The organism is Bacillus sp. K2I17 (assembly GCF_002209985.1).
GTDB classification, from domain to species: Bacteria; Bacillota; Bacilli; order Bacillales; family Bacillaceae_G; genus Bacillus_A; species Bacillus_A wiedmannii.
Genome location: NZ_NJGF01000040.1, coordinates 17,611 through 37,218 on the forward strand (window position 1 = coordinate 17,611; position 19,608 = coordinate 37,218).

Genomic DNA, 19,608 nt, shown 5'->3' on the forward strand with positions numbered 1-19,608 from the left:
GATGCGTAAATTTTCTCACGTATTTTCATTTTATTTCAGGGAAGCATTTTTATCTAAAAAATCATTAATCATGAGCGCGATTTTATTTTTAATTGTTTTTGGGATTTTTGCGTTCAATCATTTTACTTCAAGTAATGATAAAAATAAGGATAAAGATAAAATTGCAGTTGTGACAGAGAGTTCTACATATAAAATACAAAAAGAAGAGTTAACTAAGTTATTACCATCAGCTAAATTAACAATTGGTTCAAAAGAAGATTTCAATAAACTGCATAAACAAGTAGAAGAAGGCGAGTTAGACGGTTTGTTTCGTGTAACTGAAAAGAATGGAGTTCCAGAAGTCACGTATATGTTTAATGGGTTCGCTAGTGAAACAAATTCTACAATTATAGCTAGTTATTTAAAGGGAAAATATATGGCGGTAACAGTTGCTAAACATAATGTTTCACCAGAAATTGCACAACAATTGCAAACCGAAATTTCTGTGAAACAAGAAGCAATAAAAGATCGTTCTGCCTCTGCCGGAATTGCATATTTCTTCATATTCGCTTTATATATGTTTATTGTTGCGTTCGGAAGCACAATTGCGATGAATATTGCTTCTGAAAAAGCTTCTCGCGTTATGGAAGTTATGATTCCGAAAGTAAAACCTCTTACGATGATGTATGCAAAAATTTTAGCGGTTGTTTCAACGGCGTTATTACAACTTGTCATATTGGCATGTGGTTATTTAGTTCCTTATTTACTAGGGTGGGTAGATTTAGAAAATGGTTCATTATTTGGCGTAATTGATGTTACAAAGTTAGATGCAAAAATAATCGGTATGTTCCTAATTTATTTTGTTACAGGATATTTCCTGTATGCGATGATGTATGCAGCTGCTGGTGCGGTTGTTTCTAAGACGGAGGATTTGCAAGGTGTAATGCTACCGATTTCAATTTTAATAATTGCAGCATTCTTTATAAGTCTTAAATCGTTAGGTGACCCAAATAGTACTATCGTTGTTATAAGCTCTTATGTTCCGTTCTTTACCCCGATGGTTACATTCTCACGCTTTGTAGCTGGTGAAACTGGTATGTTAGAAATTATGATAACATTGGCGGGGCTTTTAGCGACAATCGGTATTTTAAGTGCTGTTACAAGCCGCATTTACGTAAATGGCGTAATGAATTACTCAGATAAAGTGAAATTTAAAGATTTAGCGAAGTTTATAAAACGTCAATAATGAGAGAAAAGTATGATTTCCTATTGGAATCATGCTTTTTCTTTATGTATAAATTAAAAATAGTATATAATAATAAGAGTCGTCTTTTAATAGAATGAATACAAAGGAGGGTGTGCAGATGGGGATTAGTAGTCGTTTTACAGTAGGTGTTCATATGTTAACGTTACTTGCGATAGATCGAAACTCTCGCTGTACCTCTGAATGGATTGCTGGTAGTGTGAATACAAATCCAGTTGTGATTCGTCGCATTACAGGAATGTTGAAGAGAGCAGGACTTGTTGATGTACAAGCTGGTAAAGGTGGTACGACACTTGCTCGTGATTTAGAAGAAATTACATTACTTGATGTATATAAAGCAGTGGAAGTTGTAGAAGAAGGACAACTATTTTCCTTCCATGAAAATCCCAACATTGAATGTCCAGTAGGAGCTAATATTCAATCAGTATTAGAAATTATTTTAATGCAAGCGCAAGAAGCGATGGAAAACGTACTTGCAAATGTAACGGTAGATCAATTAGTTACAAACTTAAAGTCTAAAATGAAAGAGTAAAAAAAGCGAGCAACCTCATAATGAGGGCTCGCCTTTTTTTATTCAGAAATATTGAAAATTCTATTTTTCAGTATTTAAAATGAATTTACCAACAATAGCTGCTACGATACCACCAAGAATTGGTGCTACGATGAATACCCATAGTTGAGAAAGTGCTTCTCCGCCAGCGAATAGAGCTGGTGCGATACTACGAGCTGGGTTAACAGAAGTTCCAGTTAACGGAATTCCTAATAAGTGAACTAAAACTAATGTGAAACCAATTACTAATCCTGCTAGAGAAGAACTTCCTTTTTTACCTGTTACAGCAACGATAACTAAAATGAATACGAAAGTTAAAATAAATTCAACTAGAAATGCTCCAGATAAACCAAGAGTTCCAAAACCATTTTGTCCTAAATTATCTAAAGGTGTTTTAGCAGAGCGTAAAATCGTTACTAACGTTGCAGTTCCTAATAAACCACCTAAAATTTGAGCTAATACATAATAACAAAGTTCCATAGCGTTCATTCTTTTGTTGATGAACATAGCTACTGATACTGCTGGGTTAATGTGACATCCAGAAATTGTTCCGATGCTATATGCCATAGCCACAATAGATAGACCGAAAGCCATAGCGATTCCTAATGTTCCAATTCCTTCAATTCCGCCGCCAATGACAGCTACTCCAGTTCCGAATAATACAAGTACAAATGTACCAATAAATTCAGCGATTGCTTTTTTTAACATAATTTACCTCCTAATATTGCGCATGAAACGTATTATAACATAGGTTTTAGTATAAACAGCTAATGAAATACTATTCTGATAAGGCGAAATAGGGGGACAATAAAAAAGAGTATAGTTCTTTGTTAGAGAACTATACTCTTTTTTATGCAGTTTTTTTCTGCTTAACGACTGGAGCAGAACGGTTTAAAACGCTATTTGCAACCATTCCTAACATAATAATAATCATTCCTAGTAGGGAAAGACCACCAGGAAATGAACCATTCAAGAAAATAATTTCGCCAAGCACGGTAAAGACCATCGTTCCAGCTTGCGTTGCTTCAACAGCCCCAAGTAGAGAGAGGTTATCTTTGGCTAAGTCAGTAGCAAAGAAAAATGTCATCGTCGCAATCACGCCAGAACATAAGGCTAACAAAAATCCTTGCAACATTTGGCTGGATGTTGGAATACCGGTAGTAGAAAATCCATATATACCAAGTAAAATTGTTATAGGTAGACTTCCTATTGCCATTCCTAATACACGTTGGAACGTATCAAGACGTCCGCCAACAAGTTCCATCATTTTTCGGTTGCCGAATGGATATAAGAAGGCTGCTACTACGACAGGTAAAAAACCTGAAATGAACTGAGTCATTGTAATATGACCTGCTGCAGTCGCTTGCATACAAATTACACCAAGTAAAATAAATAATGCGACATATAAACTACGAAGTGGAATTTTTCCGCGTACACGTTTTGTGCCTGATTTCGTTTCTATTTTAACGAAGAATAATGGTGATAAAAGTAAACCTGCTAATATAGTAACTTGCCAAGTTCCGGCAACGAGCCAAGCTGGAGAAAAGACAGCTGCGAAACTTAATAAAGAATAGAAACCAATACCAGCAACGGAACCCCATCCGATCCACGCTAATGGATGTTTCTTTAATTCTTCCCATAAACCCCTTAAGTTTTTGCGAAATAAAACGATAAGGAATAAAATAGGGAGAGCAAATAAAAAACGGAAGGAAGCTGTCCAGGCCCAGCTCGTTCCAGATACATTCATCGCTCGATTAATAATAAAGGTTGCGGAAAAAAAGGCTGATGATAAAAGGCCTAATAAAATTGCGCGCATGAAGTATAGCACTCCTTTCGGAATTTGATGATTATGTATAGTATGATATACTTAAAAATAATAAAAGTAAACTATTTTATACTTTAAGGTGGTTTTATAGATGAAAGAACATGAAGATATGCAAACGAAAGAAGTCATTCAGCAAGTAGGTCAGCTGTTAAGACAAATTCGAAATGAACAAAAATTAAGTTTAGAAGAATTAGCCCAAAAAACAGGGGTTAGTAAATTAACATTAGGAAAGATTGAAAGAGGCGAAACGAATCCGACGTTAGCTGTCATTTGGAAAATAACGAAAGGGTTATCGATTCCTTTATCGAGATTGATGGTTGTTGGAGAACCTGTAGCTGTGGCGCGCTGCGGAGAAGGATTTGCAGTAGATGTAGGACAAGCATGGCATTTAGAAACGATGTTCAGCTATACGAAAGAAACGGGGATGGAAATGCACCGTGCTTGTTTAAGATCGAATAGTATATATGAACCAGAAGCTCATCATGAAGGTGCTATTGAGCTTGTAACAGTAATGAAAGGGAAAGTATCGATTCAAGTAGAAAGCGATGTATACGAATTAAATGAGTTTGACTCTATTCAATTTGAAGCGAATAAAAAACATAGTTATAGAAATGAAGAAGATGAAGTAGCAGTATTACATTTAACGATGAAATATTCTTCATAAAAAAATCACCTATAGAATTCTATAGGTGATTTTTTATATTTCGATTAAGTATATGCAGGATGCCACTAGTACGAACGTGGCATAAGTAATAAACAAATAAAATAAACTAAAAACCCCGTCCCAAAACATAAAATAGCAATGACCCAAAGTATGCGAATGAGAGTAGAGCTAATATCAAAATATTCCCCTAAACCACCACATATACCAAATAGCATTTTATCAGTTTCGGATTTACATAACCTTTTTGACATCTTCCAATCCACTCCTTTTTATCCCGCTTTAACGGGTAGTAAGAACTCCACCTAAAAATTCAGCGAAAGCAAAGAAGTTAGGTGGGGATTAACTGCCCGTAAAAGCCCGATTGGTTTAACTAATGATCAGTGGGGGGATGAACAACCCCCCACTGATCAAAGTTTCACTTTATAGCAAGCTATATACTTCTATTCTATATGGAAATTTATGAGAAGACTATGCGGTTGTATTACATTTTTTTTAGGGAACAGTCGTATTAATTGTCTTAATTTTCAGTTGATATTAAAATTATAGTAAGAGGTAACTTTTAATAAAGGGTGGGGGAAATAGAGATGACAGTATATTGGCTGACTAATGTAATGCTTGAATCGGGGTATACATATGAAGAGGGGAGAATTTCCCAAACAGAAACAGAGTTATGTAGTTTACTCATTGAAGATGGACGAATTAAAAAAGTGATGGCAGGGGCTGTTCAAGAGGAAGGAGTATTAATTCTTGATGCTAATCGTTTATTGATTTTGCCAGCTTTCGAAGAGATGCATATTCATATTGATAAGACATATTATAGTGGCCCTTGGAAAGCTTGTATGCCAGCAGAGAATATTTTTACGCGTTTTAATGAAGAAGAAAAAATTCTGCCGAAGCAATTAGCAACTGCTCAAGATAGGGCGGAAAATATGTTAGCGTTATTGCTTCGAAATGGTGCAACGAATATAAGAACGCATTGTAATGTTGATCCGATTATTGGACTTGGTAATTTGGAGGCGACGTTAGCGGCGTTGGAAACATATAAAAATCAGGTTTCTGGTAGAATTGTTGCTTTTCCGCAACATGGATTATTGCGCAGTAATTCTGTACAACTTGTGAAAGATGCGATGCGTATGGGTGCGCATCTAGTCGGTGGAGTGGATCCAGCTACAGTGGATAATGATATTGAAAAATCATTACATACCATTATGGATATCGCAGTAGAATTTAATGCGGATGTTGATATTCATCTGCATGATGCGAATAATCTTGGGACGTTTACGATGAAGCGATTGGCAAGTTTAACAGAAGAAGCGGGATGGCAAGGTCGCGTAACAATTAGTCATGCACTTGGACTTGGTGGTGTTACGGATAAAGAAGTTGAAGAAGTGGCGGAAAGACTAGCTGCTTTAAATATTGATATTACTTCAACGGTGCCAATTGGGAAACAAGTAATCCCAATTCCGTTATTAGATAAAAAAGGTGTGAAAGTTTCATTAGGAAATGATAGTATTACTGATCATTGGTCACCGTTTGGCACAGGTGATATGCTGCAAAAGGCAAATCGATTAGCGGAACGTTTTGGGTGGAGTGACGAAAGGTCTTTAGGAAAAGCCCTTCACTTTATTACGGGAGGAAAAGAAACGTTAAACAATGAAGGGAAGCGAGCATGGCCGAATGTAGGAGATGAAGCGAGTTTTGTTTTGACGAATGCAACATGTACTGCTGAAGCGGTAGCGCGTCAAACAGAGAAACGTTTAGTCGTGCATAAAGGGAATATTGTTGTTGGAAGTTTAAATGAGGTGGAATTAAATAATCTTATGTAAAAGAATCGTGTAAATGTTTTGAGGAGGGTTCTAATTGTGAGTGTAGAACCCTTCTTTGTTATGCTTGCAATATATTTCTTATAGGGAAGCTAGAAAGGATGAAAAATTTGGACAATCAACATAACCAAAATCATATTATGGGAACTTTGCAATGGTTTATATTTTTATTAGCGAATTCAATCGCACTACCAATTGTCGTTGGCGGATTATTTCATCTTACAACGGAAGAAATATTTTATTTAATGCAGCGTACGTTTTTTGTAGTTGGTATATCTTCTTTTTTACAAGGGTGGCTTGGACATAGACTACCAATTGCGGATGGACCAGCTGGATCGTGGGTTGGAGTATTTACCGTACTTGCTTATGCAACGGCCGGGCAAGATCAATTACATAGTACGTTGCAAATTTTAGAATTAGGAATGATAATTTCCGGTGTTATTTTAATAGGATTAGGAGTCACTGGTTTTATCGGACGTATTTTATTTTTATTCACGCCGCTTGTGACAGGGACGTTTTTACTTTTATTATGTTTACAATTAAGCGGTGTATTTCTAAAAGGAATGCTAGGAATTACTGCTACTGTTTCTCAAATCGATGGATTTACAGCGATAATTGCGTTTAGCATATTTCTTTTCGTTATTATACTATCTAACTTCGGAAAAGGTTTTGTCAAAAGTTATGCGGTTTTAATAGGATTAATTAGTGGGTGGATTCTTTTTCTCATTGCAGGAAAAATGACGATTCCATCTCAAGTAACTCATTTTGTGCAACTTCCACATGTATTTGCTTGGGGACTTCCAAAGTGGAATACAGGTATGGCTGTATCCAGTTTCGTTATGGTATGTATTTTAGTTTCAAATACAGTGGCAGCTATTATAGCAATTAATCAAGCTACCATTCAAAAGGGGACTATTGAACAAAAACAGTTGAAGGGTGGTACGTGGGTTGGAGGGATTTCGCATATCATTTCTTCTGTATTTTCAACTGTAGGTGTCGTGCCGTTACCAGCAACGGCAGGATTTATACGTTTAACGAAACAAAAATATATACGATCGTTCTTACTAGCATGTTTGTTACTAGTCGTAATGTCGTTGTTTCCAAATATTATTCGTTACTTAGCATCGTTACCACCCGCTGTCGCATCTGCGGTTTTAATGGCTTCGTTCGTACAGTTAATTGGAATTGGGTTTCATAATATAAAACAAGTGCCACTGAGCGAAAGGAATGTAACGGTTTTAGGAGTTTCTGTATTATTTGGAAGCGGTGTTATGTTTTTACCGTCTGGAGCACTCCAATCACTGCCGTCTGTTATGCAATATATATTCGGAAATGGTTTGTTCGTAGGTACAGTTGTCAGCATATTACTAGAACAAATATGGCGTAATGAAAAGTGAGTGGATACAAAGAGTGTCTGCACTGTATAAAAGTCTAAAATAACATGTGAAATAAAGCCTATTTTCATTCACCACCCGCACATTTCGTTCATACAATATCTTGACTAAATAAACACCCAACTTACACATACACGGCTCTGGCTTAAGCAAGGAGGTTTATACCAGTTGAAGGAAAAAGCGTATCAATCTAAACCGTTACTGACAAAGAGAGAGAGAGAAGTATTTGAATTACTGGTTCAAGATAAAACAACGAAGGAAATTGCAGGTGAACTTTTTATCAGTGAAAAAACAGTACGCAACCACATCTCAAACGCAATGCAAAAGCTAGGAGTTAAAGGACGTTCACAAGCAGTTGTTGAGCTTCTTCGCATGGGAGAGCTCGAACTATAAAAAGAAAGCCGACTTTTATATGAAGAGTCGGCTATTTTTCTGTTTATATTTTGAACTTAAAAAGGTATTTCAGACTTTGAGAAGGAAGATATGTTTAAGAAAGAAACGTTAAAAATAACTACTTTAGAACATGATGAGGCATTCAGGGTAGGTATCTTTGTCATTCACAAATAAGAAGGTGCAAATATGAAGTTGTATTTTAAGGATATGGAGATAGGTGAAATTAAAGATGTTTTTGGAGACATGCCATGGATGTATGGAACAATTCGTCTATATGAAAATAGTAAACCGTTCCAAAAATATTTTCGTGAGATGGTAGACGAAGATAGTGGATTTGATTTTGAAAGCATAGATCCTGAATTTTTATATGAAGGAAATTGGTCTGTTTTTGATGAGGATAATCAGCGGTATTTAGGGATTGATATACCTGCTATTCATATGGAGGATAACACGATTGTGTGGCGTTGGAGATAAAAGTTATAAGGTTGTGAAAATCTTCGTACGAAAGAATTCAAACGATAACAACAAGTTGACTTTTATACAAAAGGTCAGCTTGTTGTTATCGTTTTTTCCGCTTGCTATATGAATGATAAGAACATTCCATACATAAATAGGTAGTAAGGAGGGGATATGTTGAAAAGGATATTGTTAGTTTCAACAAGCGCTCATGATATGAATGGACACCCGACTGGCTTGTGGCTGGAAGAGCTCGCAGCTCCTTATAATGTATTTAAAAAAGCTAAGTTCGATGTTGATATTGTGTCGATAAAGGGCGGTAAAGTACCTATTGATAGAGTGTCTATTCCGAACGGGATACCTCGTGAATTTAAGTATGTCGCTTCTTTATTGCAAAATACGAAGCCGATCTCAAATGTTTATTTTTCGGATTATGATGCAGTTTTATTTGGTGGTGGGCACGGAGCGATTATAGATTTTCCAGGTAATCCATATGTTGCAAATTTGATTGAGAATATGTACAACAATAACCGGATTGTAGCGGCTGTTTGTCACGGAGTAAGTTCTTTAGTCGGTGTGAAAAATAAAGATGGCTCGTTTTTTGTTGCCGGTAAGCGTATAACAGGTTATACAAACGATGAGGAAAAAGCTGTGCATTTAGAAAAGCGAGTGCCGTTTTTATTAGAAAGTAAATTGAAAGAAGAAGGAGCTTTGTTTTATGTTGCTCCAAATTTCACACCGCATGTAGTAGTAGATGTGCGTTTAATTACAGGGCAAAACCCGCAGTCTAGTATGGAAATAGGGAAAGCTATAAGAAGAGCTGTAAATAAATTATAGAAAAGGTGCTCGCTACTCATAAAGGTAGCGGGCATTTTTTCAGTAGTGTAAATGAAAAAGATTTAAACTAAAAAGATGTATTGAGTATAGTGACTTCATTTATAATTAATCGTGAATTTGCTATACTATTTTGTATGGACAAAAGGGGAGGCTCTTTTAATGAGAAAAGTTGCGTGTGCAAATACTTATATTAATAAAATAAAGCCCGTTATTAGAAAAACGAGTTTTAGTCAATTGAAAATAGATGAAATTGCGAAATATATGGATATTAGTAAAGCTACTTTATATAAACGTTTTTCTTCAAAAGATGAGATTATTGAAGCTGTGGTAGAAGATTTTATGAATTACCTTCTTGAAGGAGATGCGGATAATCAAGATGAAAGTATGTCTTTTGCAGAACGTTTCCAAAAGACGTTTATCCACTCTTTAAAATGTGTGACATATATTTCTGATGTCTTTTTACAAGATTTGAAAGAGGCATATCCGCACTTATTTGATCAGTTAGTTGCTGCACAACAAAATCGTAATCAAAATTTGCAAATGTTTTTTGAAGCTGGTATGGAACAAGGCTACTTTAATAAAATGAACGCACAATTATTTATGGTGCAAGATGATGTGATGTTAAGACGTATTATAGATCATTCTTTTTGTATTCAGTACGATATTACGTTAAAGAAAGCGATACTTGATTTTTATCAATTGAAGAAGTATCAACTTTTTAAACCAGAGTATATAGATGCAATTGATGATTCGGAAATTGAAAAAGAAGTTATTGCTATTTTGCAAATGATTTCGTAAAAAAGCAGGTTTTCCTATAGTAATGGAAAACCTGCTTTTTTATTACCTGTTATTTGTTTACGTGTTGTAATACTAATTCAGCTACTGGACCACCTGAAGCTGGGTTTTGACCAGTGATAACACGATTATCTTCTATAGCATAAGCTTCCCAAGGTTGCGCAGCTTTTTTGTAAAGTCCTCCATTTTTAATGAGTTCATCTTCTGTTAAAAATGGAACAAATTGATCTAATTCAGCTAGTTTTTCTTCTTCGTTTGAAAAACCTGTTACTTTTTTACCACTAATTAAACGTTCCCCATTACTTAATGTGATATGAAATAAACCAGCAGCTCCGTGACAAACAGAGGAAACGATTCCGCCATTTTCATAAATGTTGCGGCTAATCATTTGAAGTTCTTTATTTTCTGGGAAGTCCCAAATCACACCGTGACCGCCTGCGTAATAAATGACGGCGTAGTCTTCTGGGTTCACTTCACTCGGTTTCATTGTAGAACCGAGACGATTCATAAATTCTTTCTTTTGATACCATTCCCAATCGACGCTCTCTGCCATTGCTAAACTATGCGGATCAATTGGTGTATAACCGCCTTGTGGGCTGACATAATCTACTTCGTAACCAGCTTCTTCTACTTTTTTAACGAAATGGACAGCTTCACCAAGCCAAAGCCCAGTAGCTCTATTTAAATTTGGATATTTTTCTACGCTCGTTAATACGACTAACATTTTTTTCTTCATCATAATCCTCCTATAATGTTTCTTCTATATAAAAGCTCTTTATTTACTTAATTTTATTAAGTTAGAAATTGTAAACTTGAATAACCACGTCAGTCCTCCTTATATCGGATTCGAAATTAGTGTATAACAATTTTTGAACAAAGTAAACTAAAAACACTAATTTAGTTTACTTTGTATATTTTTCGTTGACAAACTGTAATGCTGAAACTATGATAGTTCCATGAATATCGAACAACGTACATGTTTCGTTTCGAATTCAGTTTGTCGCGCGATAAATTTATACATTTGATGAAGTTGTTTAGTGTTGAGAGAAGCGCTAAACAACTTTATTTTCATTTGCAGCTACTACAATCAGGAGAGGTGTTACACATGGGGAAAGATATAAGTAACCATTCAAAATGGTTTGTTTTCACATTATGTTTTATCGTTTTATTAGGACCGATGAATGCGGTTTTATTTAATGTAGCGTTAGAGGATATGGCTCATGATTTATCCATTAGTCAATCGAAAGTAAGCTGGGTTGTAGTAGGTTATTCCTTAGTTGTCGGTATTGGTTCAATGATATATGGGAAGCTGGCTGATCGTTATAGCGTAAAAAAACTATTAATTATTTCAATTGTCATATTTGTAGCGGGTTCTATTATTGGATTTATGAATCAATCTTATGCGATTACCATTCTTGCAAGATTAGTGCAGGCGAGTGGGGGTGCGGCGTTTATTGCGCTTAGTATGATTGCAGTGGCAAAATTAGTTGTTCCTGCTAAGAAGCCTGGTGCGTTAGCTATGATTAGTTCTTCTATTGCATTAGCGATAGGTATCGGTCCTTTAGTTGGCGGGGCTATTACAAATACATTGGGTTGGCCATATTTATTTTTATTTATGGTTATTTCAGTAGTTGGGATTTTCTTGCTTATAAAATTTATGCCAGCAGAAGCGCAGTATACGGATGAAGCGTTTCATTTTGATTACATTGGAGCGGTGTTATTATTTGTGTTTATTACGACTGTTTTATTAGGTGTAAATATTAATAGTTGGCTATTTGTGTTATCGGTAGCTTTCTTATTTTTATTCACGGTTCGTATGAAGAACGCGGAGCATCCATTTATTGATATTGAGTTGTTTACAAATAAACTATTTCTTCGTTTAATAGCGGTCGGATTTATAATGAATGTGGCGCTATGTGCTAGTTTATTATTATTACCATTGCTGTTAGGCAGAGAGCACGGATTGTCTCCATTTGTTATCGGAATTGTATTGTTTGTTGCATCACTTTTTGGTATTGTATCTAGTTTTATTACTGGAAAGATTGTCCCTTCCTTTGGAAATGTGAATATGATTTATGTAGCGTCTGTCATTATGATCGTTGGCTTTTTAATTTTAGGGTTTATTCCGAATGGGAACATAGTCGTTATTGTAGTGGCGATTATTTTAACATTTATGAGTTATTCAGCTATTCAAGTATCATTAAACACATTAATACCGAAAACATTACATCCAGCTAAATTTGGAGTCGGTCTTGGTTTATATAATTTAATTAACTTTTTCGGTATGGCATTTGGACCAGCTGTAGCGAGCAAAATTATGGAATCTACAAATAGTTATCGTTTGAATTTTATTTTAATCGTCATTTTAATCTTTGCTCATTTCTTCTTATTAATAGGAATGTCTTCTTTCCAAAAAAAGATGGAGCGATAAATACGCATTTTATATAGAAGAAACCGACTTTCATATAGAAGGTCGGTTATTTTTCTGTCTTGCAAATTATGAAAAAAAGGAGCAAAATAAAAAAGGTCCTAGTCTATACAGGTACAAATGAAAATTTTCATACAGAAGCAGTTTAAGTTAGCGAACTTAAAGTGTGTAAAATATAATGATAAAATAAGATGATGAATGAGAAAACGGGTGATGAAGTTGAATAGAGCAATCGGTGTTATCGATTCAGGAGTTGGCGGTTTAACAGTAGCGAAGGAATTAATTCGTCAGTTGCCGAAAGAGCGTATTATATATTTAGGGGATACGGCACGTTGCCCTTATGGTCCACGTTCTCGAGAAGAAGTGCGTCAATTTACGTGGGAAATGACGGAGCATTTACTAGATTTAAATATCAAAATGTTAGTTATTGCGTGTAATACAGCAACTGCGGTTGTATTAGAAGAGATGCAGAAACAATTACCAATTCCAGTGGTAGGAGTTATTCACCCAGGATCACGTACAGCTTTAAAAGTGACAAACACGTATCATGTTGGGATTATTGGAACGATTGGAACGGTGAAAAGTGGTGCATACGAAGAAGCGCTAAAGTCTATTAATAACCGTGTTATGGTAGAAAGTTTAGCGTGTCCGCCTTTCGTTGAGCTTGTAGAGAGTGGGAATTTTGAAAGTGAAATGGCGTATGAAGTTGTACGAGAAACGTTGCAACCGCTGAAAAATACTGATATTGATACACTTATTTTAGGTTGTACACATTATCCAATTTTAGGTCCTGTTATTAAAAAAGTAATGGGAGATAAAGTACAACTCATTAGTTCAGGTGATGAAACAGCGCGCGAAGTAAGTACAATTTTATACCATAGTAAAATGTTGAATGAGGGAGAGGAACAAAGTGATCATCTCTTCTTAACGACAGGAAAAATAGGCCTATTTAAAGAAATTGCATCAAAATGGTTCGGTCAACCGATTGAAAATGTGAAACATATTCATTTAGAAAAAGAATAATAGTAGAATCCATATAAGTGAGCTCCTGAGAAATCAGGAGTTTTTTTGTTTATAGGAAGCACAGCTTGTTCTAAAAAGTGAAACAGCTCGTATACATAATAGTACAAACTTAGATTTTAGGGGGGAATGGCATGCCTAAATCCACTTTTAAATGGGTTGTTGGTGCTACTGTGAGCGCTGTTTTACTAACAGGGTGTGGCTTTATAAATCAGGAGAAAGCAACGGAACAAATTGATCCGCCAAAACAAGTTACGTATACAGAGGGTGGGAAGAAAGAAGTGGCTAAGAAAGATAAGCAAGGACAAACGGTGAATAGAGAACTATACCTTGTTGATAAAAATGGTTATGTTGTACCGCAAACGTTAGCTATACCTACTCCGAAAGCGAATGAGGTCATTCAGCAAACGTTAGAGTACCTTGTGAAAGATGGACCGGTAACGAATTTATTACCGAATGGGTTCCGTGCAGTCATTCCAGCGAATACATCGATGACACTAGATTTGAAAAAAGATGGGACGGCAGTAATTGATTTCTCTAAAGAAATGAAAAACTATGCAAAAGAGGAAGAGCGTCAGATGGTTGAGTCAATAGCCTGGACGTTGACGCAATTTAAAGAAATAAAACAAGTGCAGTTCCAAATAAATGGTGAAAAATTGGCAAAGATGCCTGTTGGTGGTACACCGATTGGTGAAGGGGTGAGCCGTGCTAATGGTATCAACTTCGATGATGAACAAGTAGCGGATGTAACAAATACAAAACCGGTTACACTTTATTTTATGGCACAAAATAATGATAAGCAGCAATACTACGTACCAGTAACACGCCGCGTTGTAGAAGGAAAAGAAAATGATTATGCAGCAATTATAGATGAACTTGTAAAAGGACCGATTCATCAATCGCTTCTGAATGATTTTAATCCAGGAGTTAAGTTGATTACGAATCCGAAGTTACAAGACGGAAATCTTACATTAAACTTTAATGAAAATATATTTATAAACCCAGATAAAAATATGATTTCAAATTACGTATTGAAGTCGTTAGTTTTATCTTTAACAGAAAAGAAAGGCGTGAAAAGTGTTTCTATTGAAGTAAATGGTAAAGCGAATCTTATAGATGAAAAGGGCGGAAAGTTAATAAAACCTGTCGATCGTCCAGAAAACGTGAATACAGGTAGTTTTTAATCTTCAATAATTTGATATACTTAAGTAAGAAAGGGGAATTGCTTTTTGGGTTCCTCTTCTTTTATTGTATACATATCATACATTTAAATTTGGCTATACTAACAAGTAGTTATGAGGAGGTTATTTTTATGCGAGTAGATGGTAGAGAGAAAACAGAATTACGCCATATACATATTCATACGAATTATTTAAAACATCCAGAGGGATCAGTATTAATTGAGGTTGGGGATACAAAGGTAATTTGCTCAGCGACAATTGAAGAGCGTGTCCCACCGTTTATGCGTGGAGAAGGAAAGGGCTGGGTAACAGCTGAATATGCGATGATTCCACGTGCAACAGAACAACGTACAATTAGGGAATCAAGTAAAGGGAAAGTAACAGGACGTACAATGGAAATCCAGCGCTTAATTGGACGAGCATTACGTGCGGTAGTTGACTTAGAAGCACTTGGTGAGAGAACGGTTTGGATTGATTGTGATGTTATTCAAGCGGATGGTGGAACGAGAACTGCTTCTATTACAGGTGCATATGTAGCAATGGTATTAGCGTTTGAGAAGTTATTACAAGCAGAAAAAGTATCTAAAATTCCAGTAAAAGATTATTTAGCAGCAACGTCAGTAGGAATTGTTGAAGAGCAAGGTGTTGTTTTAGATTTAAACTACGCAGAAGATTCTAAAGCAGACGTTGATATGAACGTAATTATGACTGGAAAAGGTCAGTTTGTTGAAGTGCAAGGAACTGGAGAAGAGGCGACGTTTAGCAGAGCGCAGTTAAATGAATTACTTGATGCTGCGGAACAAGGTATCTTCCAACTAATCGACATGCAAAAAGAAGCGTTAGGTGACATCGTATCTCATATAGAGTAGAGGTGGAAAGTATGAAACAAGTTGTTGTAGCGACAAAAAATATGGGGAAAGTACGTGAATTTGCTGAGTTATTTGAGCGATTTGATTTAGAAGTAAAATCATTGCACGATTTTCCTCATATTGAAGAAGTCGAAGAAACTGGTGAAACATTTGAAGAAAATGCGATCTTAAAAGCGGATAGTCTGAGTAGACAGCTGAATGCGATCGTAATCGCGGATGATTCAGGTCTTATTGTAGATGCTTTAAATGGAAAACCAGGCGTGTATTCAGCTCGTTTTGCTGGAGAGCCGAAAGATGATCAAGCGAATATTGATAAAGTGTTACAAGAATTAAATGAAATAGCGTTTGAAAAGCGTAAAGCTCGTTTCTACTGTGCATTAGCAGTGGCTTTCCCTGAAGGGGATAAAAAGCCTGTCATTGTAAACGGGACGTGCGAAGGGTATATTTTAGAGCAGCGCCGCGGGGAAAATGGCTTTGGATATGATCCGATTTTTTATGTGGAAGAATATAAAAGAGCGATGGCGGAACTAAGTTCAGATGAGAAAAATGCCATTAGCCACCGTGGACGTGCTCTTCGTAAGCTAGAAAAAAAAATCCCTGAATGGTTTTTAGGAGAATAAGGGAGAGAGATTGATGAAAGCTTTAATCGTAAGCGATAGTCATAGCTCCGTGAAGGAATTACAGCAGTTGAAAGAGAACTATGAAGGAAAAGTAGATGTCATGATTCATTGCGGTGATTCAGAGCTAACGCCTGCTCATGAAGAGCTGCAAGGTTTCCATGTTGTAAAAGGGAACTGTGATTATGCTAACTTTCAAGATGAAATTGTAACTGATGTAGATGGCATTCGTTTCGTAGTTGTGCACGGACATGGTCATAACGTGAAAATGACATTACAAACATTAGCGTACCATGCGGAAGAGGTAGGGGCGCAAGTTGCATGCTTCGGACACTCTCACGTATTAGGTGCAGAATTAATCGATGGCGTTTTATTTATTAATCCAGGCAGTATTTTATTGCCACGTCAGCGTGTAGAAAAGACATTTGCTTTATTAGAAATGGATGAAAATCAAATGGAAGTTCGTTTTGAAACATTAGACGGACAACTAGTTGAACAAGCAGTTTTTAAAAGAGGATAAGAAAAATTATCCTCTTTTAAAAAAGGTGTTGACTTTATGTATGGTTATACATATAATAAATATTGTCGATAGGGCAACAGCGCTAACGAAGAAAAATAAAATAACATATGCGGGTGTAGTTTAGTGGTAAAACAAGAGCCTTCCAAGCTCTGGTCGAGAGTTCGATTCTCTTCACCCGCTCCATGTCCCAGTAGCTCAGCCGGATAGAGCATACGCCTTCTAAGCGTACGGTCGGGAGTTCGAATCTCTCCTGGGACGCTAACAATCGGGTAGTAAACCCCGTCAAATAAGTCTTTTAATTCGAAAGTTGAAACGTACAGTGTACGGTCAACATCGAGTTAGGAGGCTTATTTTTTTATGTCTAAAAGACGAGATTCTTTAACAGTTAGCGAAGACTTATCGAATATCTTTGACCGGAAGCTGGAAAGGAAACAAGTGAAGGGTCTAACTATTAAGAAGGCTCTCTCTACAGTGATACGTCAAATGAGAGCAACAGGCTTGCGTGACCGTACTATTAGCGACTATGAGTTGCATATTGGTCATTTTATGAGTGTGACGGGTGCGGAGTTTCTCCAAGAGTTGACCGTTGAACATATCTATTTGTGGCTTTCATCTATGAATGTCAGTAATCAAACCAAGTTAACACGTTTGAAGTGTCTCAAAGCGTTTCTGGGACGTTGTTTCGATAACGGTTGGATTGAGATTAACTTTTGGAAGAGTATCAAAATAAAGGTTGATAGCCCTGTGAAAGAAGGTGCAACGGATAGGGAAATTAATCTTCTGCTTTCTATTCTAGATTTAACTCGCTTCATAGAATTGAGAGATGCTGCTTCCGTATTGCTTATGTATCAGACGGGAATACGAGTTGGGACGTTGTCTCAATTGGAGCATAGACATGTTAACTTAGAAAATAAAGTGCTACGTATTGATGGTGGAATTATTAAGAATCATGAATCCATACATTTACCCTTTGATGATGTTCTTGCTAGAGTCTTAGGTGCTCTTATGAAGCAGAACGACATTATCCGGAAAGAGTGTCGAGTGAATAATGATTACTTATTTATTACGAAAAATGGAGGGCGGATCGCTACGAGTCCTACAAATAACAATATAACTAAGAGGTTGAGTAAACATTCTAGGGATTACGGTCTGAAGAATATAAATCCTCATGCTTTACGGAGAGGGTTTGCGAAGAATTTACTCAAGAAGGGAGCAAATATAGCTCTAATCTCTAAGGCTCTGGGACATAGTGATCTAGCCGTTACAACAAGATATTTACATTTAGATAAGGAAGAAGTGGCGGAAAGTTTGAGAAACTTCCTGTAAATAAAAAAGAGCATCTTGGCGGATGCTCCTCGCAGGGTAGACTGTTGGCGCAGTCTGTGACCCTAAAATTCATTCACATAAAAACTAAATAACGGACAAGCCCGTACATTCAGTACCTTCATTTTATCGAAAAAATTCGAGGGATGCAAGGCTTCTTAAGTATTGCCTTTTTTAGCTACTGAGTTACGGGATTTCCACACGAGGAATGACCTAACACTCGCAAAACTTGAACAGGTTAGCTAAGCCGATGTCATAAAGTCAAGCGTACGCCCTCTAAAGTGTTTCCTTGTTTACACTGGGTGTAGTCTAGGTGCGAACGACCATTAAAGGTTCGGTGGCTGCTTGGTGTCCTACGGGACAGGTGGTAACGGATAGATATAAGCTCATGGGACAAGCTTTGTGAGTAGAAAGTCCGTTGAGGGAGGAATCCCTGTGTTTAAACAAGGTGATACAATACGGATACTTCAACAACTCATCCTAGCTCAGTATTAAGACATCTACTTTATGTTGCTTTAACTTTTGTTTTTGCGATGTAAGGTAGATATTTTCTGTCCAAGCCGTTGCTTAAGCAATCTAAGCCATGCTCAGTAAAAGGAAGACCTAAAGTCAACACTTTTAAATAATACAACTGACTACGATTGAAGGGAGAGTGAAGAAGTTACTAGCAAAAAGGGGCATAGGTGGAATACAAGAGGGCTTCTATTAAAAATGAAAACTAATGTATCAAAGTTTGAGTTATCTGGAACATATAGTGGTGTAGGATAAAAATTAATATAAGCAAATACAATTTTGGATCAGCTGAAAAATGGTGAAATAAATGAATCTATTGCAACGAAAGATGTATTTTATAAGTTCGGGAAAGTGGTAGTAAGTCGGGAAGATTTTAAAAATATTATTGAGAGCACGTAACGCAGTGGGCAAATAATTTATACATATTCAGAAACCTACGTTCATAAATAAAGTTAAATTCTATAATAATAATCTTTTCTTACAATGGTTATCTGTTATTATGTAACGAGCAACGAAAGTATATAATATTTAATAAAGTAAAATTGATAAATGTAATCGTTTTTTAGAACGGATTCTCGTTTCATATCAGTTCTTTTTGCATGACACTGGAGAAGTATATTCCTCCAGCATTTGCCGTTTTATGACAAAATATATTGGTAACTTTTTTAAAAATAAGGTTAAATTCGTTGACAACTTTTTTGAAAAGTACTTTATTGGCATGAGTTTTAGAATGTTGTTTCATAGCGATTCTATTGAAAAAAGAAGACTGTCTTGTCGAAAAGTAAAATTTAAAAAAAGAAAGTATTTATACATATATCTTGTGTCTTATTTTGAAACGTAATACAATATATACAGAAGTCACCAAGAATTTACATAGGAAAAAAGTAACTCTACCAAACACTATTATAGATTTTGTGGTCAGCTAGTAATCCTCCTATTTTATATGCTGAAGGGGGGTGATGATCAGTGAAAATGTTAATTATTACGGCTGTTATTTCGAAGTTTATCCAGTTCTTCCTTGAGAAGATGTTGGAGTTTATATATCCGGTGTGTAAAGAGCGCGCAAAAACCGCCCTTTTAAGTTGTCTAAATGAACGGGACCCAAAAAGTTGGACACATATTTAAGCAGCTAATAAGGATTGAACTCTGTATTGTAC

The 19,608-nt window shown here is 36.1% G+C and carries 20 protein-coding genes and 2 tRNA genes; 18 read left to right on the plus strand and 4 right to left on the minus strand.

Annotated elements, in window-relative coordinates:
- Position 1 precedes the first annotated feature (1 nt).
- On the plus strand, positions 2 to 1,225 hold the full coding sequence (locus CER22_RS26395; RefSeq protein ID WP_001224961.1) for an ABC transporter permease: 1,224 nt from the start codon (positions 2 to 4) through the stop codon (positions 1,223 to 1,225).
- Between the two features lie 118 nt (positions 1,226 to 1,343).
- Positions 1,344 to 1,775, plus strand: coding sequence for an Rrf2 family transcriptional regulator (locus tag CER22_RS26400; protein WP_000512998.1), 432 nt, complete (start codon positions 1,344 to 1,346; stop codon positions 1,773 to 1,775).
- A gap of 60 nt (positions 1,776 to 1,835) precedes the next feature.
- Here the strand turns inward: CER22_RS26400 and CER22_RS26405 are convergent, their stop codons facing one another.
- Both CER22_RS26405 and CER22_RS26410 read right to left on the minus strand, forming a co-directional pair.
- A complete protein-coding gene (locus tag CER22_RS26405) occupies positions 1,836 to 2,501 on the minus strand; it encodes an MIP/aquaporin family protein (protein WP_000913204.1) in 666 nt (221 codons plus the stop codon).
- 142 nt (positions 2,502 to 2,643) lie between these two features.
- Entirely contained in the window at positions 2,644 to 3,609 is a 966-nt protein-coding gene (locus CER22_RS26410) for a DMT family transporter (protein ID WP_088610023.1), read from the minus strand.
- Between the two features lie 100 nt (positions 3,610 to 3,709).
- Here CER22_RS26410 and CER22_RS26415 point away from each other — a divergent pair, with 100 nt between their 5' ends.
- Positions 3,710 to 4,282 (plus strand): helix-turn-helix domain-containing protein, encoded by a 573-nt coding sequence (locus CER22_RS26415; protein WP_088610024.1) that lies wholly within the window; start codon positions 3,710 to 3,712, stop codon positions 4,280 to 4,282.
- 65 nt (positions 4,283 to 4,347) lie between these two features.
- On the opposite strand, the gene CER22_RS26420 is transcribed toward CER22_RS26415, so the two are convergent.
- Positions 4,348 to 4,533, minus strand: coding sequence for a PspC domain-containing protein (locus CER22_RS26420; protein WP_000044335.1), 186 nt, complete (start codon positions 4,531 to 4,533; stop codon positions 4,348 to 4,350).
- A gap of 333 nt (positions 4,534 to 4,866) precedes the next feature.
- Here CER22_RS26420 and CER22_RS26425 point away from each other — a divergent pair, with 333 nt between their 5' ends.
- From CER22_RS26425 to CER22_RS26450, 6 genes are all read left to right on the plus strand, one after another.
- Entirely contained in the window at positions 4,867 to 6,108 is a 1,242-nt protein-coding gene (locus CER22_RS26425) for an amidohydrolase family protein (RefSeq protein ID WP_088610025.1), read from the plus strand.
- Positions 6,109 to 6,206: 98 nt separating this feature from the next.
- Entirely contained in the window at positions 6,207 to 7,502 is a 1,296-nt protein-coding gene (locus tag CER22_RS26430) for a purine/pyrimidine permease (protein WP_088610026.1), read from the plus strand.
- A gap of 165 nt (positions 7,503 to 7,667) precedes the next feature.
- On the plus strand, positions 7,668 to 7,892 hold the full coding sequence (gerE, locus tag CER22_RS26435; RefSeq protein ID WP_000659484.1) for a spore germination transcription factor GerE: 225 nt from the start codon (positions 7,668 to 7,670) through the stop codon (positions 7,890 to 7,892).
- A 186-nt stretch (positions 7,893 to 8,078) separates the two neighbouring features.
- The gene (locus CER22_RS26440) at positions 8,079 to 8,366 is read left to right on the plus strand and encodes a hypothetical protein (protein ID WP_088610027.1); all 288 of its coding nucleotides are present in this window, start codon (positions 8,079 to 8,081) and stop codon (positions 8,364 to 8,366) included.
- Positions 8,367 to 8,522: 156 nt separating this feature from the next.
- Positions 8,523 to 9,185 (plus strand): type 1 glutamine amidotransferase domain-containing protein, encoded by a 663-nt coding sequence (locus CER22_RS26445; RefSeq protein WP_088610028.1) that lies wholly within the window; start codon positions 8,523 to 8,525, stop codon positions 9,183 to 9,185.
- 159 nt (positions 9,186 to 9,344) lie between these two features.
- Positions 9,345 to 9,983 (plus strand): TetR/AcrR family transcriptional regulator, encoded by a 639-nt coding sequence (locus tag CER22_RS26450; RefSeq protein ID WP_088610029.1) that lies wholly within the window; start codon positions 9,345 to 9,347, stop codon positions 9,981 to 9,983.
- A gap of 49 nt (positions 9,984 to 10,032) precedes the next feature.
- On the opposite strand, the gene CER22_RS26455 is transcribed toward CER22_RS26450, so the two are convergent.
- Positions 10,033 to 10,716 carry a type 1 glutamine amidotransferase domain-containing protein gene (locus CER22_RS26455; RefSeq protein WP_088610030.1) on the minus strand — a complete coding sequence of 228 codons (684 nt, stop codon included), beginning with the start codon at positions 10,714 to 10,716 and terminating at the stop codon, positions 10,033 to 10,035.
- 369 nt (positions 10,717 to 11,085) lie between these two features.
- Here CER22_RS26455 and CER22_RS26460 point away from each other — a divergent pair, with 369 nt between their 5' ends.
- The 9 genes from CER22_RS26460 to CER22_RS26505 all read left to right on the plus strand — a co-directional run bounded on the left by CER22_RS26460 (position 11,086) and on the right by CER22_RS26505 (position 17,941).
- Entirely contained in the window at positions 11,086 to 12,411 is a 1,326-nt protein-coding gene (locus CER22_RS26460) for an MFS transporter (protein WP_088610031.1), read from the plus strand.
- A gap of 210 nt (positions 12,412 to 12,621) precedes the next feature.
- The gene (racE, locus tag CER22_RS26465) at positions 12,622 to 13,431 is read left to right on the plus strand and encodes a glutamate racemase (protein ID WP_000774000.1); all 810 of its coding nucleotides are present in this window, start codon (positions 12,622 to 12,624) and stop codon (positions 13,429 to 13,431) included.
- A 131-nt stretch (positions 13,432 to 13,562) separates the two neighbouring features.
- Positions 13,563 to 14,612, plus strand: coding sequence for a spore germination protein GerM (gene gerM / locus CER22_RS26470; protein WP_088610032.1), 1,050 nt, complete (start codon positions 13,563 to 13,565; stop codon positions 14,610 to 14,612).
- A gap of 128 nt (positions 14,613 to 14,740) precedes the next feature.
- Entirely contained in the window at positions 14,741 to 15,478 is a 738-nt protein-coding gene (rph, locus tag CER22_RS26475; RefSeq protein ID WP_001261765.1) for a ribonuclease PH, read from the plus strand.
- Between the two features lie 11 nt (positions 15,479 to 15,489).
- Complete coding sequence (locus CER22_RS26480) at positions 15,490 to 16,098, plus strand: XTP/dITP diphosphatase (protein ID WP_142293575.1); 609 nt, start codon at positions 15,490 to 15,492, stop codon at positions 16,096 to 16,098.
- 13 nt (positions 16,099 to 16,111) lie between these two features.
- Positions 16,112 to 16,615, plus strand: coding sequence for a metallophosphoesterase (locus CER22_RS26485; RefSeq protein WP_088610034.1), 504 nt, complete (start codon positions 16,112 to 16,114; stop codon positions 16,613 to 16,615).
- Positions 16,616 to 16,724: 109 nt separating this feature from the next.
- A tRNA-Gly gene (locus CER22_RS26495) sits at positions 16,725 to 16,798 on the plus strand.
- 1 nt (position 16,799) lies between these two features.
- Positions 16,800 to 16,873: transfer RNA gene (locus CER22_RS26500), tRNA-Arg, on the plus strand.
- A 99-nt stretch (positions 16,874 to 16,972) separates the two neighbouring features.
- Entirely contained in the window at positions 16,973 to 17,941 is a 969-nt protein-coding gene (locus CER22_RS26505; RefSeq protein WP_088610035.1) for a tyrosine-type recombinase/integrase, read from the plus strand.
- The last annotated feature ends 1,667 nt before the right edge of the window (positions 17,942 to 19,608 follow it).